Origin of the sequence: Bradyrhizobium sp. URHA0013 (assembly GCF_000518345.1) — a bacterium.
Lineage (GTDB): Bacteria > Pseudomonadota > Alphaproteobacteria > Rhizobiales > Xanthobacteraceae > Bradyrhizobium.
Genome location: NZ_KI912426.1, coordinates 1,660,375 through 1,674,077, shown reverse-complemented (window position 1 = coordinate 1,674,077; position 13,703 = coordinate 1,660,375). Strand labels below are relative to the sequence as shown.

Annotated in this window: 13 protein-coding genes and 1 pseudogene; 10 read left to right on the top strand and 4 right to left on the bottom strand. The window is 64.6% G+C overall.

What is annotated here, in order from left to right; all coding sequences use genetic code 11:
- Window positions 1-6: 6 nt before the first annotated feature.
- Window positions 7-222, bottom strand: coding sequence for a hypothetical protein (locus N551_RS39490; RefSeq protein ID WP_245287876.1), 216 nt, complete (start codon window positions 220-222; stop codon window positions 7-9).
- On the opposite strand from N551_RS39490, the pseudogene N551_RS36370 reads away from it, so the two are divergent.
- Window positions 136-958 (top strand): annotated as a pseudogene (locus N551_RS36370) (SDR family oxidoreductase). The gene N551_RS39490 and the pseudogene N551_RS36370 sit on opposite strands and share 87 nt — an antisense overlap.
- Window positions 959-984: 26 nt before the next feature.
- Here N551_RS36370 and N551_RS0128560 read toward each other — a convergent pair.
- From N551_RS0128560 to N551_RS0128550, 3 genes are all read right to left on the bottom strand, one after another.
- Window positions 985-2,319, bottom strand: a complete 1,335-nt coding sequence (locus N551_RS0128560) for a dicarboxylate/amino acid:cation symporter (RefSeq protein ID WP_027569833.1) — start codon at window positions 2,317-2,319, stop codon at window positions 985-987.
- An 84-nt stretch (window positions 2,320-2,403) separates the two neighbouring features.
- On the bottom strand, window positions 2,404-2,958 hold the full coding sequence (locus N551_RS0128555; RefSeq protein ID WP_027569832.1) for a biotin transporter BioY: 555 nt from the start codon (window positions 2,956-2,958) through the stop codon (window positions 2,404-2,406).
- Between the two features lie 87 nt (window positions 2,959-3,045).
- Entirely contained in the window at window positions 3,046-4,233 is a 1,188-nt protein-coding gene (locus tag N551_RS0128550; RefSeq protein WP_027569831.1) for a pyridoxal phosphate-dependent aminotransferase, read from the bottom strand.
- Window positions 4,234-4,453: 220 nt separating this feature from the next.
- Between N551_RS0128550 and N551_RS0128545 the strand changes: the two genes are divergently transcribed.
- The 9 genes from N551_RS0128545 (at window position 4,454) to N551_RS0128505 (ending at window position 13,669) form a co-directional block, all read left to right on the top strand.
- Window positions 4,454-5,857 carry a M48 family metalloprotease gene (locus N551_RS0128545; RefSeq protein ID WP_027569830.1) on the top strand — a complete coding sequence of 468 codons (1,404 nt, stop codon included), beginning with the start codon at window positions 4,454-4,456 and terminating at the stop codon, window positions 5,855-5,857.
- A gap of 140 nt (window positions 5,858-5,997) precedes the next feature.
- Window positions 5,998-6,765 carry a DsbA family protein gene (locus N551_RS0128540; RefSeq protein ID WP_027517690.1) on the top strand — a complete coding sequence of 256 codons (768 nt, stop codon included), beginning with the start codon at window positions 5,998-6,000 and terminating at the stop codon, window positions 6,763-6,765.
- 216 nt (window positions 6,766-6,981) lie between these two features.
- A complete protein-coding gene (locus N551_RS0128535; RefSeq protein ID WP_027569829.1) occupies window positions 6,982-7,821 on the top strand; it encodes a DUF1236 domain-containing protein in 840 nt (279 codons plus the stop codon).
- Window positions 7,822-8,083: 262 nt separating this feature from the next.
- Entirely contained in the window at window positions 8,084-8,551 is a 468-nt protein-coding gene (aroQ, locus tag N551_RS0128530; protein ID WP_027569828.1) for a type II 3-dehydroquinate dehydratase, read from the top strand.
- 37 nt (window positions 8,552-8,588) lie between these two features.
- Window positions 8,589-9,077 (top strand): acetyl-CoA carboxylase biotin carboxyl carrier protein, encoded by a 489-nt coding sequence (gene accB, locus N551_RS0128525; protein WP_027569827.1) that lies wholly within the window; start codon window positions 8,589-8,591, stop codon window positions 9,075-9,077.
- 60 nt (window positions 9,078-9,137) lie between these two features.
- Window positions 9,138-10,496 carry an acetyl-CoA carboxylase biotin carboxylase subunit gene (gene accC / locus N551_RS0128520; RefSeq protein WP_007609734.1) on the top strand — a complete coding sequence of 453 codons (1,359 nt, stop codon included), beginning with the start codon at window positions 9,138-9,140 and terminating at the stop codon, window positions 10,494-10,496.
- Window positions 10,497-10,602: 106 nt separating this feature from the next.
- Window positions 10,603-12,120, top strand: a complete 1,518-nt coding sequence (locus N551_RS0128515) for an ATP-binding protein (protein WP_027569826.1) — start codon at window positions 10,603-10,605, stop codon at window positions 12,118-12,120.
- Window positions 12,117-12,557, top strand: a complete 441-nt coding sequence (locus N551_RS0128510; protein WP_027569825.1) for a response regulator — start codon at window positions 12,117-12,119, stop codon at window positions 12,555-12,557. Before N551_RS0128515 ends, N551_RS0128510 begins: the two co-directional genes overlap by 4 nt.
- Window positions 12,554-13,669 (top strand): sensor histidine kinase, encoded by a 1,116-nt coding sequence (locus tag N551_RS0128505; protein WP_027569824.1) that lies wholly within the window; start codon window positions 12,554-12,556, stop codon window positions 13,667-13,669. The genes N551_RS0128510 and N551_RS0128505 overlap by 4 nt, the downstream gene beginning before the upstream one ends.
- Window positions 13,670-13,703: the final 34 nt, after the last annotated feature.

Here is a 13,703-nt window from a genome sequence, read left to right as displayed (position 1 = left end):
ATGTCACTACTTTACCCGGATAATTCTAGCGCAGATCGTCGTCTCCACCAATCCTTGCTTGATCCCTGGAGAATGCTCATGCGTGTTTTCGTCACTGGCGCCACCGGCTTCGTCGGCTCCGCCGTCGTCCGCGACCTGATCGCCGCCGGCCACCGGGTCGCGGGCCTCGCCCGCTCCGACGCGGGAGCCGCGGCGCTCGCCGCGATGGGTGCCGATGTCCACCGCGGGTCGCTAGAGGATCACGCCTCGTTGCGCAGCGGCGCGGCCGCCTCCGACGGCGTCCTGCACCTCGGTTTCAACCACGACTTTTCGAAGTTTCTGGAAAATTGCGAGCTCGACCGCCGCGCGATCCTGGCGATCGGCGAGGAGCTCAAGGGCTCCGGTCGCCCCCTCATCGTCACCTCCGGCGTCGCGCTGCTTGCGCCCGGCCGCCTCGCCACCGAGGACGATGTGTTCGGCGCAGCGCTTTCCGCGCGTGTCGGAAGCGACCGCGCTGTCGCTGGCCGGCGTCCGCGCCGCCGTTGTGCGCCTTCCGCCCTCCACGCATGGCGAGGGCGACCACGGCTTCGTCCCGATCCTGATCAACCTCGCGCGCCAGAAAGGCGTATCGGCCTATGTCGGCGATGGCGGCAACCGCTGGCCCGCCGCGCACCGCGTCGATGCCGCGCGCGTCTACCGGCTGGCGCTGGAGCAAGGCGTAACCGCGAAGCACTATCACGCGATCACCGAGGAAGGCGTGCCGTTCAAGGCGATTGCGGAGGTGATCGGCCGACGGCTCGGCGTGCCCGTGGTGTCCCAATCGCCCGAGGAAGCGGCCGCGCATTTCGGCTGGTTCGCACAGTTCGCGGCCGCCGACGTTCCGACCTCGAGCGCGAAGACGCGTGCCGCTCTCGGCTGGTCGCCCAAAGAAAAAGGGCTGATCGAGGATCTCGACCAGCCCTATTACTTCAAGATCTGACGGCGCTCGGCACCGCCAAATGCAGATCAGTCCGTCGTGACCGCCGTTTCCATATCGGTCGGATCGATCTGCCTGGCGAGGTTGGCGTTGAGCTTGTCGCGATCGAGTTCGCCCTCCCACCAGGCGACGACCACGCAGGCAACGCCGTTGCCGCACAGATTGGTTAGCGCGCGGCACTCGCTCATGAACTTGTCGATGCCGAGCACGATCGCCATGCCCGGCACGAGGCGCGGATCGACCACGGCGAGCGTCGCCGCCAGCGTGATGAAGCCCGCGCCCGTGATGCCGGAGGCACCCTTCGAGGTCAGCATCGCCACCACCAGGATGGTGAGCTGCTGGCCGAAGGTGAGATCGAAGCCCAGCGCCTGCGCGATGAACAGGGTCGCCAGCGTCATGTAGATGTTGGTGCCGTCAAGATTGAACGAATAGCCCGTGGGCACCACGAGGCCGACCACCGACTTGGAGCAGCCGAGGCGCTCGAGCTTTTCCATCAAGGACGGCAACGCGCTTTCCGAGGACGAGGTGCCGAGCACGATCAGCAGCTCGTCCTTGATGTAGGCGAGGAACTTGAAGATGGAGAAGCCGGCGAAGCGCGCGATGGTTCCGAGCACGACGAACACGAACAGCGCCGCGGTCACGTAGAACGTCGCGATCAGGCCGACGAGGTTGAGGATCGCCCCGGTGCCGAACTTGCCGATGGTGTAGGCCATCGCGCCGAAGGCGCCGATCGGGGCTGCGCGCATCACGATGGAGATGACGCCGAACACCGCATGCGCGGCGTCGTCGATGAAGCTGCGGATGGTGTGGCCGCGTTCGCCGAGCCCCATGATGGCGAAGCCGAACAGCACCGAGAACAGCAGCACCTGCAGGATCTCGCCTTGCGCGAAGGCGCCGACGACGGTGTCCGGAATGATGTGCAGCACAAAGTCGACCGACTTCTGGCCTTCGGCCTGCTTGGCGTAGTTGGCGACGGCCTGCGCATTGGCGGCGGCGCCGCCGAAGCCCGCACCCGGCTTCACCAGATTGCCGATGATGAGTCCGATCACCAGTGCGAAGGTCGAGACGATCTCGAAATAGACCAGCGCCTTGACGCCGATGCGGCCGACCTTCTTGGCGTCCTGGATATGGGCAATGCCCGAGACAACGGTGCAGAAGATGATCGGCGCGATCACCATCTTGATCAGCTTGATGAAGCCGTCGCCGAGTGCCTTGATCCACTCGTTGGTGGCGACTGACGGCCAGAGCCAGCCGACGATGGCGCCAAGCACGATCGCGATCAGCACCTGGATATAAAGTACCTTGTACCACGGCTTGGCGGCGGGCGGCGCGACCGGCGCCCCCACCATCGTTGTCGTCGTCATTGTTTCACTCCCCCTCAAAACGCCAGGCCAGCCAAGATCAACTTGGCCGGCCCTGTCAATCGGAACTGCTCGATATTGCGCGCTTTACCCGCGGTCGACCACCCGGCGTATCGCCGGCATCAACGTCGCGCCCAGCGCGTTCTTGACCAGCGAGGCCGCAACGAACGGCATCAGGCCGACCTGCCACGCCTTTGCGGCGCCGAGGCCGAGACCGAAGGCCAGCCAGCCAAAGCCCGCGGCCAGAATGAGGATGTGGCCGACGGCCATGGCCGCAAACAGCAGCATTACGCTGCGATCCCAGCCGCGCTCGGCGAGCCAGCCGGTGACGAACGCGGCGCCAATGAAGCCGAACAGATAGCCTGCGGTCGGGCCGACCAACGGTGCGATTCCACCAACGGGACCGGCGAACACCGGCAGGCCCATTGCGCCCTCGGCGAGGTAGGCGATCATGGTTGCGCTGCCAAGCCGCCAGCCATAGGCGGCGCCGATCATCAACACGACCAGCGTCTGCAATGTCATGGGCACGTAAGGCAGTGGCAGGTTCACCTTGGCTGACAGCGCCATCAAGGCGGTGCCGAGCGCTATCAGCACGACGGCGCGCAAGGCGCCGACGGTTTCACCCGGCCGGATCGGCCACATCAATGCGGCGAGAGGAGAATGCGTGGCGGTAGACGGGACGGAACGGTCAGACAAGTTGCACTCCAGAAGGCTGTCGAAAACTGGCGGCTATTTAAGCCAGTGGGCGATCCGGTCAACTGCTTCCCGCATCTCCGCAGCCGAACGCGCGTAAGAGAGCCTTATGAATGAACGACCATGGATGGGATCGAAGTCGAGCCCCGGCGTGACCGCGACATGGGCCTGTTCGAGCATCTGCTTGGCGAACTCGAAACTGTCGGAGGTGAAATCCGAGACGTCCGCATAGAGATAGAATGCACCGTCGGCCGGCAGAAACCTGGTCAGGCCGGCCTTGGGCAATCCCTCGATCAGGATGCGCCGGTTTTCCTGATAGCCGTGCTTGATCTCCTCCATCTCGGCCGCGCCGTCGAAGGCCGCTTCGGCTGCGATCTGCGACAGCGATGGCACCGAGATCGACAGGTTCTGCTGCAGCCGCTCGATCGGCCGCACCAGAATCTCGGGCACGACCATCCAGCCGACGCGCCAGCCCGTCATGCAAAAATACTTCGAGAACGAGTTGATCACGAGCGCGTGGTCCGACAGCGCCGCAGCCGTCACCGCGGGAAACGCGTAATCGAGCCCATGATAGATCTCGTCCGAGATGAAACGGATGCCCGCGTCTTCCGCCGCCGCGATCAGACCGGCGAGCGCCTCGCGGGACATCATGGTCCCGGTTGGATTGGCGGGGCTGCCGACCAGCACGCCCTTCAGCGGCGCCTTGCGATGGGCGGCCAGCAGCGCCTCGCCGGTCAACGCATGGCGCGTCTCGTTCGTGGTCTCGATCAGCACCGGCTCGCAACCGAGCGCGGTGAGGATATGACGGTACGGCGGATAACCCGGCACCGTTACGGCAACGCGGTCGCCCGGCTCGAACATCGCGAGGAATGCCAGAATGAACCCGCCGGAGGAGCCGGTGGTCACCACGATCCGCTCGGGGCTGACGTCACAGCCATAGGCATCGCGATAATGCCGCGCGATGCGCGCGCGCAAGGAGGGGATGCCGAGTGCGGAAGTATAATCAATCCGCCCCGCCTCGAGCGCCGCATGGGCGGCCGCAATCGCAGTCTTCGGCGCGCCGGCGGCGGGCTGGCCAACCTCCATGTGGATCACATGGCCTCCGGCCGCCTCGATCCGGGCCGCCGCGGCCATCACGTCCATCACCATGAACGGGGGAACATCGCCGCGGCGAGAGGGCGCAAGCCACTCTCCCAATCGGTTCCTCAATGTCGCATCGTGCATCGATTTCTGCTATTCGCTGGCGGGGCCGATCCGTCCGACCCGGGAAAAACGGGGTGCTTGCGCCCCAGACTGGCCGCATTGTACGGCTCATAAGGGGTACGGCTCAAAGGGGCATATCGCGTATCCGGTCCGCCGCCAATCGCCAAAACCAATCACTGAACTGCTTGACCAGGAATGCCTGACAAGCCTGCTGACAAGACCGTTTGACCCAGACCGCTTGATGTTGTTCCAGATCGCATTGCGCAAGAAGGCCACCGCCCTCACCTCCCTCGTCGCGGCGGCTGCGATCGCGCTGACGCCGTTCTCGGCCGCGCATGCGCAGGCCAAGGGGCCGCCGGTCCTGCGCGACACCGAGACCGAGCAGCTGCTGCGCGAATACACGCGCCCGATCCTGCGCGCCGCCGGTCTGGAAAAGCAGAACATCCAGATGGTGATCGTCAACGAGGGCTCGTTCAACGCGTTCGTCGCCGATGGCCGCCGCATCTTCGTCAATTACGGTGCGATCCTCCAGTCGGAGACGCCGAACCAGATCATCGGCGTGCTCGCGCACGAGACCGGGCATCTGGCCGGTGGCCATCTGTCCAAGCTGCGCGAGCAGCTCGCCAATGCCCAGACCCAGATGATCATCGCCATGCTGCTCGGCGCGGGCGCGATGGCCGTAGGCAGCACCCGCGGCAGTGGCAGCGCCGGCAACAATGGCCTTGCCAATGCAGGAGCCGCCGCCCTCGCCGGTCCCCAGGAGATGATCCGCCGGACGCTGCTGTCTTACCAGCGCCAGCAGGAGGAGAACGCCGACCGCGCGGGCGTGAAATTCCTGACTGCGACCCAGCAGTCGCCGAAGGGCATGTACGAGACGTTCAAGCGCTTCACCAGCGAGAGCCTGTTCGCCGCACGAGGCGCCGATCCCTATCTCCAGTCGCACCCGATGCCGGCCGAGCGCGTCGCTTCCTTGCAAGAGTTCGCCAGCTCCAGCCCTTATTGGGACAAGAAGGACGATCCAGCGCTCCAGCTCCGCCACGACATGGTGCGCGCCAAGATCTCCGCCTTCATGGAGCGGCCGGAGACGGTGTATCGCCGCTATCCCCTGACCAATGACAGCATGCCGGCGCGCTACGCCCGCGCCATCAGCACCTATCTGCACGGGGATTTGCGCAGCGCGCTCACCCAGATCGACGCGCTGATCCAGGTCCAGCCCAACAATGCGTATTTTTACGAGGTGCGCGGCCAGGCCCTGCTGGAGGGCGGCAAGCCGGCCGAGGCGATCCCTGCCCTGCGCAAGGCCGTCGCACTTTCGAACAACGCGCCCCTCATCGAGATGTTACTTGGGCAGGCTCTGGTTGGGTCCGATAATAAGGCCTACACCGATGACGCCGTTCGGATTCTCCGGGCCGCGGTCGCACGGGAACCGGAGGCCATTCTCGGCTACATGCAGCTCGCGATGGCCTATGGCCGGAAGGGCGACTATGCCGAGGCCGATCTGGCGTCGGCGCAGGCCGCTTATCTGCGCGGCGACAACAAGACCGCCCGCGAGCTTGCGACGCGCGCGAAAACCCGTTTCGCCGTCGGCACGCCCGGATGGGTCAAGGCCGACGACATCGTGGCGTCGAAACCGCCGCGCAACTGACAAGACCAAGACGACCTGACAAGACGACGCTTACGCCACGACGCCCTAAGAAACGACGCCTTACGAAACGACGTCACGACACTGAGCTTAAGTCTGCCGGGACGTTTTCCGAAACCTGCTTTGGATAAGAGGATTTGCCTATGCCTTCGCTGCGCCTGCTTGCTCCCGCGCTGTTTGCGCTCGCCATGTTCGGCGCAGCCGCACCCGCGTCGGCCGACAGCTTCTCCGATGCCCAGCGCACGGACATCGAGGTGATCATCAAGAACTATCTCGTCACCCATCCCGAGGTGCTCGAGGAAGCGATGGCCGAGCTCACCAAGCGCCAGGCCGCGGCCGAGACGCAGAAACACGAGGCCAGCGTTGCGCAGAATTCCGATGCGATCTTCAACTCGCCGCGCCAGGTCGTGCTCGGCAACAAGGACGGCGACGTCACCTTCGTCGAGTTCTTCGACTACAATTGCGGCTACTGCAAGCGCGCGATGGACGACATGCTCACCCTCATGAAAGCCGATCCGAAGCTGAAGGTAGTGCTGAAGGAGTTTCCGGTGCTGAGCCAGGGCTCGGTCGAAGCAGCCCAGGTCGCCGTCGCCGTGCGCATGCAGGATCCCTCCGGCAAGAAATATCTCGATTTCCATCAGAAGCTGCTCGGCGGCCGTGGCGCGGCCGACAAGGCGCGCGCGCTTCAGGCGGCCAAGGAAGCCGGTCTCGACGTCGCGAAGATCGAGAAGGATATCGGCAGCGCCGAGGTGCGCAGCACCATCGAGGAGAACTTCAAGCTCGCCGAAGCGATGGGCATGAACGGCACGCCCAGCTACGTGATCGGCAAGCAGATCGTTGTCGGCGCCGTCGGTGTCGATAGCCTGAAGGAAAAGATCGCTGTGGCCCGCTGCGGCAAAGCGACCTGCTAACAAGGCGACTTGCTGATCAGCGATCTGCTCTACAACTCACCAACGCAAAAGGCCGGCTGAAAAGCCGGCCTTTTCATTGCGCCGAAATCTGGCGCGCGCGTTCATCTGGCGTTCAACAAACAAATGCCGCGGAACCGCCAATGTTCCGGAACTCCTGATACCTCCTTTCGTTGTCGGCGCGGGCAATGACGCAGAGAAACACGTGAGGAGAATTCAATGTCTAACCGCTTTATGATCTCGGTCGCCGCGCTCGCGCTCGTCGCCGGCACCGGTCTGGCAAACGCACAGGGCACCATGAACCGCGACAGCGGTGGCGGCGCTGGCGCGCAGCCGACCCAGCACTCGCAGCCTTCCGGCGCCGCCGAGCGCGGCGGCTCGATGGGCCGTGAATCCGCTCAGGAGAAGGGCACCGTCGGCCAGACTGGCGGCGCCATGAAGCCCGGCGGTGCAGCCGAGGAGAAGTCGTCGGGCGGGATGGATAAGTCCGGCGCGATGAACAAGAACGCGGCCGACGAGAAGGCCGGCGCGGCGAAGGGTGAGCACGCCCAAGGCGCGCAGGATAAGTCCGCGCAGGACAAGTCCATGCATGACAAGTCAGCGCAGGACAAGGCAGCGCAGGACAAGTCGAAGAGCACGATGGACAAGTCCCAGACGGACAAGTCCAAGAGCACGGAGACTGACACCAAGAGCGGCAATATGAACGCCCAGACCAAGGGCGCAGACAGTCAGACCAAGGGTGCGGACAACAAGGCTGCCGATACCAAGTCTCAGACCACGACCGGCACGGCCTCCGCGACCGCTTCTGCACCGCCGCCCGAGAAGCGGACCGAGATCACATCCGCGATCAAGTCGACCAAGATCGAGGAAACGACCAACGTCAACTTCAACATCTCGGTCGGCACGACGATCCCTGCCAGCGTTCATTTCCACCCGCTCCCGCCGCGGATCGTCGAGATCTATCCGGAGTGGCGCGGCTACGAGGTGATCTTCGTGCACGGCCAGTACGTGATCGTTCGTCCGCAGACGCGCGAGATCGTGTACGTCATCGAGGGGTAAGCCGGTCCGCTGACCGACCCGTCCGCACGAGCCCCCGCCGAGAAATCGGCGGGGGCTTTCGGTCTCTCGGGAGACCCAGCCCCTCTGGCGCTGCGGCAGCCATGCTTCGGACTGGTTAACAAGCAATTTCCGTAGCTTGCACACAGGTTTTTGCACCCCGGATGAGGCATCTGAAGCCAGCTCGGAGGTCCTTCAAGGCTTCCCCTCACGCGCTTTGTTACCTATAACCCCGCCACGCCGAAGCACCTCTTGCGGGATTGGAATGGCCGAACCAGCAACCGATACGATCCTTGTCCTGAACGGGCCGAACCTCAACATGTTGGGGACACGCGAGCCCGAGAAGTACGGGCATGCGTCGCTGGCCGACGTCGAGGCGCTGTGCCGGGAGACGGCAACGACGTTCGGCCTCAAGGCGGACTGCCGGCAGTCCAACCGCGAGGGCGAGCTGATCGACTTCATCCACGAGGCACATGCCCGCAAGATGAAGGGCATCATCATCAATGCCGGCGGCTATTCGCACACATCGATCGCGCTGCACGACGCGCTGCTGGCGGTGCAGATCCCGACGGTCGAGGTGCACGTCACCAACATCCACGCCCGCGAGAATTTCCGACATCACTCCTACACCGCGCGCGCGGCCTTCGCCTCGCTCTGCGGTTTCGGCATCGAGGGCTACCGCCTCGCCATCCAGGGCCTTGCCGCCAAGCTCGGCATCAAGCCCAAAGCCTGACGCTCCCCCTTCACACAGAACATTCGGATCAAACAACATGGCGCGCCAGCCAGACGACAAATCAGCCGCAAAGTTTTCCAGCGAGGATTCCGCCCTCGTCCGCGAGCTCGCCTTGCTGCTCGATGAGACCAGCCTCACTGAAATCGAGATCGAGCGTGCCGGCCTGCGCCTGCGCGTCGCCCGCAACATCAGCGTCGCCGCGACCATGCCGATGCAGATGGCGGCTGCCCCCGCCGCGCTCCCGGTGGCTGCAGCTGCCGCCGCGCCGGCCGCTGCCGACCTGTCGAAGCATCCCGGCGCCGTGACCTCGCCGATGGTCGGCACCGCCTATTGGGCGCCGGAGCCCGGCGCCAAGCCGTTCATCGAGGTTGGCAGCAAGGTCTCGGTCGGCCAGACGCTGCTGATCATCGAAGCCATGAAGACCATGAACCAGATTCCCTCGCCGCGCGCCGGCACGGTGACGCAGATCGTGATCGAGGACGGCCAGCCGGTCGAGTACGGCGAGCCACTCGTGATCATTGAGTGACGTTCGAGGGCGGTCTCATCGCCCTCGCCGCTTTCCGCGCGTCAGTCCAATAAGGACACCATGTTCGACAAGATCCTCATAGCCAATCGCGGCGAGATCGCCCTTCGCATCCTCAGGGCCTGCAAGGAGCTCGGGATCGCGACCGTCGCCGTGCATTCCACCGCCGACGCCGATGCCATGCATGTGCGCCTGTCGGACGAGAGCGTGTGCATCGGGCCGCCGGCGTCCAAGGACAGCTATCTCAACGTGCCCGCGCTGCTCGCGGCCTGCGAGATCACCGGCGCCGATGCCGTGCATCCCGGCTACGGCTTCCTGTCGGAGAACGCGCGCTTCGCCGAAATCCTCGCCGAGCATAATCTGCATTTCATCGGCCCGAAGGCCGAGCACATCCGCCTGATGGGCGACAAGATCGAGGCCAAGAGGACTGCCAAGAAGCTCGGCATTCCCGTGGTGCCCGGCTCCGACGGAGGGGTCGGCCCCAACGACGACGCGATGGCGATCGCCAGGAAGATCGGCTTCCCCGTGCTGGTCAAGGCCGCGGCGGGCGGCGGCGGCCGCGGCATGAAGGTGGCCGAGAGCGAGGCCGATCTTCAGGTCGCGCTGTCGACGGCTGCCAACGAGGCCAAATCCGCTTTCGGCGATGCCTCCGTCTACCTCGAGAAGTATCTGCAGAAGCCGCGTCACATCGAGATCCAGATCCTCGGCGACGGCCGCGGCGGCGCGATTCATCTCGGCGAACGCGACTGCTCCCTGCAGCGACGCCACCAGAAGGTTTGGGAGGAAGGCCCCTCGCCTGTGCTGACCGCGGCTGCACGCGCCAAGATCGGCGAGACCTGCGCCAAGGCGATGCGCGAGATGAAATATCTCGGCGTCGGCACCATCGAATTCCTGTTCGAGGACGGCGAGTTCTACTTCATCGAGATGAACACGCGCATCCAGGTCGAGCATCCCGTCACCGAGAGCATCACCGACATCGACCTCGTGCTGGAGCAGATCCGCATCGCCGCCGGCGGCGACCTGCCGGCGAGGCAGGAAGAGGTCCAGGTCATCGGCCACGCGATCGAGTGCCGCATCAACGCCGAGAATCCGCAGACCTTTCGTCCTTCGCCCGGCCGCATCACGCAATATCACCCGCCCGGCGGGCTCGGTGTGCGGATCGATTCCGCCGTCTATCAGGGCTACACGATCCCGCCTTATTACGACTCGCTGGTCGGCAAGCTGATCGTGCACGGCAAGACCCGCGGCGAGTGCCTGATGCGGCTGCGCCGGGCGCTGGACGAGATGGTGGTCGAGGGGATCGAGACCACGCTGCCGCTGTTCCGCGCTCTGGTGCGCGAAGACGACATCATCAACGGCGACTACCACATCCATTGGCTGGAACAATATCTTGCCGGCAAGGCGGAACCCGCCCCGAAGTAGCCGTCCCTCCGCATGGAACCCTTTGGCCCCAATCGCGTTTGGGACGATGGGGACAGTTCCGAGGGGGCGTTTTGAAGTCCGGCAATCCTGATCGAGCGAGACCGTCGTGACCGCTGACGCGCAGCGACGGCGTACATTTTGGCAGATCCTGCTGTTCGCAGCGGGACTCCTGGTGCTGACCGTGATCAGCGCCGGCTCCGTCTACCTCGTCAACAAGGCGAGAGACGACAGCAAATGGGTGGTTCACACCATCGAGGCGGAGAACCAGATCAACGCCCTCCTGCTGGAAATCCGGCGGGCCGAGAGCGCCGCCCGCGGCTACCTTCTGACACAAGGGGCGGATTTCAAGGTCGAGCATGACAAGGCCGTGGCGGCCGTCATCCCCGCTCTCGACAAGCTCACGCGCCTGATCGGCGACAACCCGGCGCAACGCCAAAGCATCGAGAAGCTGAGCGCGGCGATCGAGACCCGGCTCGGGCAGTTCGCGCAGGAGATGGATTTCATCCGGCGGGGTGAGCCGGAGAAAGCCGCAGCGCTGGTCCGTGAGATCGCCTCCACGGACGCAACAGCCGTGATCGCCAATGTCGCGACAGGGATGATTCAGGAGGAGGAGCGGCTGTTCCGGCTCCGAACGGTCAATTCGGATCGCAGCCAGACCCTCGCCGCGTCGATGACCGGCATCGGCTCCGGCCTCGTCGTGCTGCTGGCGCTGATATCGATCTGGCTGGTGCGGCGCTCGGCCGGCGCCCGTGACGATGCCGAGGCGCGCCTGCGCGATGCCAACGTCAACCTGGAAGCCGTGGTCGACGAACGCACGGCCGATCTGCGCGAAGCCAACAACGAGATCCAGCGCTTTGCCTATATCGTCAGCCACGATCTGCGCTCGCCACTCGTCAACATCATGGGCTTCACCAGCGAACTCGAAGAGCTCGGCGGCGACATTTTCCGCCGTATCGGCGGCCTTACCCACGTCCCGGCCGACGGGCCGCCGCTGCCGGACGGCGAGATCGCGCTCGAAGGTCCCGACAAGCAGCTCTCAGCGGATTTTTCCGAAGCGCTGGGCTTCATCAAGTCGTCGATCGCCAAAATGGATCGCCTGATCTCGGCGATCCTCAATCTCACCCGCGAGGGCCGGCGCGAGTTCCAGCCGGAAAAGATCGACACCGCCGAGCTGATCGAAGCGATCGTATCGACGCTGGCGCATCAGGCCGCCGAGGCGCAGGCGGAGATCCAAGTCGCCCCCCTGCCCAATCTCGTCAGCGACCGCCTGGCGCTGGAGCAGATCTTCTCCAATCTGATCGACAACGCCATCAAATATCTCAAGCCCGGCGTCCCCGGCGAGATCAGAATCCGCGGGCGCACCAAGCTCGGCTACGCAATCTTCGAGATCAGCGATAACGGCCGCGGCATCGACCCCAAGGACCACCAGCGGATCTTCGACCTGTTTCGCCGCGCCGGAACCCAGGATAAGCCCGGTCAGGGCATCGGTCTTGCGCATGTGCGTGCACTTGTGCGTCGCCTCGGCGGCACCATGTCGGTATCATCGGAACTGAATACGGGCAGTACCTTCACCATCACGCTGCCCATCACCTGGAACACCAGCAACCGGAACGCGGATCAATGACTCAACCCGTCAGCATCATCATGATCGAGGACGACGAAGGGCACGCGCGGCTGATCGAGCGGAACATCCGAAGATCCGGCGTCAACAACGAGATCATCTCCTTTGCCAACGGCACGGACGCGATGAAATACCTGTTCGGGCCCGACGGCAGCGGGCTCGTGCAGAAAGGTAATGCGCTCCTGATCCTGCTCGATCTCAACCTTCCCGACATGACCGGGATCGACATTCTCAAGCAGATCAAGGAGAACAAATATCTGAAGGCCTCGCCCGTCGTGGTGCTGACCACCACCGACGATTCCCAGGAAATCAAGCGCTGCTACGAGCTCGGCTGCAATGTCTACATCACCAAGCCCGTGAACTACGAGAATTTCGCCAATGCCATCCGGCAGCTCGGCTTGTTCTTCTCGGTCATCCAGGTCCCGCCCGCCGCCCCATGAACCAGCGCATGCCCACACTGCTCTACATCGACGACGACGGGGCGCTTGCGCGTCTGGTCGATCGCGGCCTGACACGGCGCGGCTACAAGGTCGTTCACGCCGCAAGCGGCGAGGAAGGCCTCGAGCTCATCCGCCGCGCGGGCGCGCAGGACAGCATTGACCGCGGCATCGACGTCGTGGCGCTCGACCAGTACATGCCCGGCCTCGACGGATTGGAGACGCTGGAGCAGATCATGGCGATCCCGGGCGCGCCGCCGGTGGTCTTCGTCACCGCTTCGCAGGATTCCAGCATTGCGGTGACGGCGCTGAAGGCGGGCGCGGCCGATTATCTCGTCAAGGACGTCAAGGGCGATTTCATCCCCCTGCTTCACGTCGCGGCCGAGGGCGCGCTGCGCCAGGCCGAAATGCAGAAGGCGCGCGAGGAAGCCGAAGCCGAGATCCATGCCTCACGCGACCGCTACGCGGCCCTTGCCGCCGAACGCGAAATGCTGCTGCGCGAGGTCAACCACCGCGTCGGCAACTCGCTCCAGATCATCGCCTCCCTGCTGCATCTGCAGGCCAGCTCCGCTGCGCAGGACGAGGTCAAGGCTGCGTTGACCAATGCGATGGGCCGCGTCGCCGCGGTCGCGCAGGTGCACCGCCGCCTCTACACCTCGCAGGACCTGAAGAGCGTGGTCCTGAACCAGTATCTGGACTCGCTGCTCGAGGATTTGCGCCGCTCGGCCGAGGGCAACCGGATGTCGCGCCTGACGCTGAAGGCCGAACCGATCGAGATCGATCCGGACCGTGCGGTCGCCGTCGGCATCATCGTCAACGAGCTGGTGATGAATGCGGTGAAATACGCCTACCCTGACGGCGCCGGCCCGATCCATGTCGAGCTGACCTCGCAGGGCGACGATCTCCTGCTGTCGATCAGCGACGATGGTGTCGGCGACAACGTCAAGGCCGATCCGCGCTCCACCGGTATGGGCCAGCGCATCGTCGCAGCCATGGCCACGAAGCTCGATGCTTCGGTCGAGCGCGATCCCACCCATTCCGGAACCCGCGTCATGTTGATGTTCCGCCGTGTCCCAGTTGCCGCCGGCAAGCCGGCTGCTGCCGCAGCGAACTGATCTGCACCGCCCATCGCAACCGCATTGCGATCCT

Excerpts from the sequence above, each read along its gene's own strand:
- N551_RS0128510 (WP_027569825.1), top strand. The coding sequence starts at position 12,117 with ATGACTCAACCCGTCAGCATCATCATGATCGAGGACGACGAAGGGCAC.
- aroQ (WP_027569828.1), top strand. The coding sequence starts at position 8,084 with ATGGCCGAACCAGCAACCGATACGATCCTTGTCCTGAACGGGCCGAAC.
- accC (WP_007609734.1), top strand. The coding sequence starts at position 9,138 with ATGTTCGACAAGATCCTCATAGCCAATCGCGGCGAGATCGCCCTTCGC.
- N551_RS0128545 (WP_027569830.1), top strand. The coding sequence starts at position 4,454 with ATGTTGTTCCAGATCGCATTGCGCAAGAAGGCCACCGCCCTCACCTCC.
- N551_RS0128555 (WP_027569832.1), bottom strand. The coding sequence starts at position 2,958 with ATGTGGCCGATCCGGCCGGGTGAAACCGTCGGCGCCTTGCGCGCCGTC.
- N551_RS0128535 (WP_027569829.1), top strand. The coding sequence starts at position 6,982 with ATGTCTAACCGCTTTATGATCTCGGTCGCCGCGCTCGCGCTCGTCGCC.
- N551_RS0128560 (WP_027569833.1), bottom strand. The coding sequence starts at position 2,319 with ATGACGACGACAACGATGGTGGGGGCGCCGGTCGCGCCGCCCGCCGCC.
- N551_RS0128505 (WP_027569824.1), top strand. The coding sequence starts at position 12,554 with ATGAACCAGCGCATGCCCACACTGCTCTACATCGACGACGACGGGGCG.
- N551_RS0128550 (WP_027569831.1), bottom strand. The coding sequence starts at position 4,233 with ATGCACGATGCGACATTGAGGAACCGATTGGGAGAGTGGCTTGCGCCC.
- accB (WP_027569827.1), top strand. The coding sequence starts at position 8,589 with ATGGCGCGCCAGCCAGACGACAAATCAGCCGCAAAGTTTTCCAGCGAG.
- N551_RS0128540 (WP_027517690.1), top strand. The coding sequence starts at position 5,998 with ATGCCTTCGCTGCGCCTGCTTGCTCCCGCGCTGTTTGCGCTCGCCATG.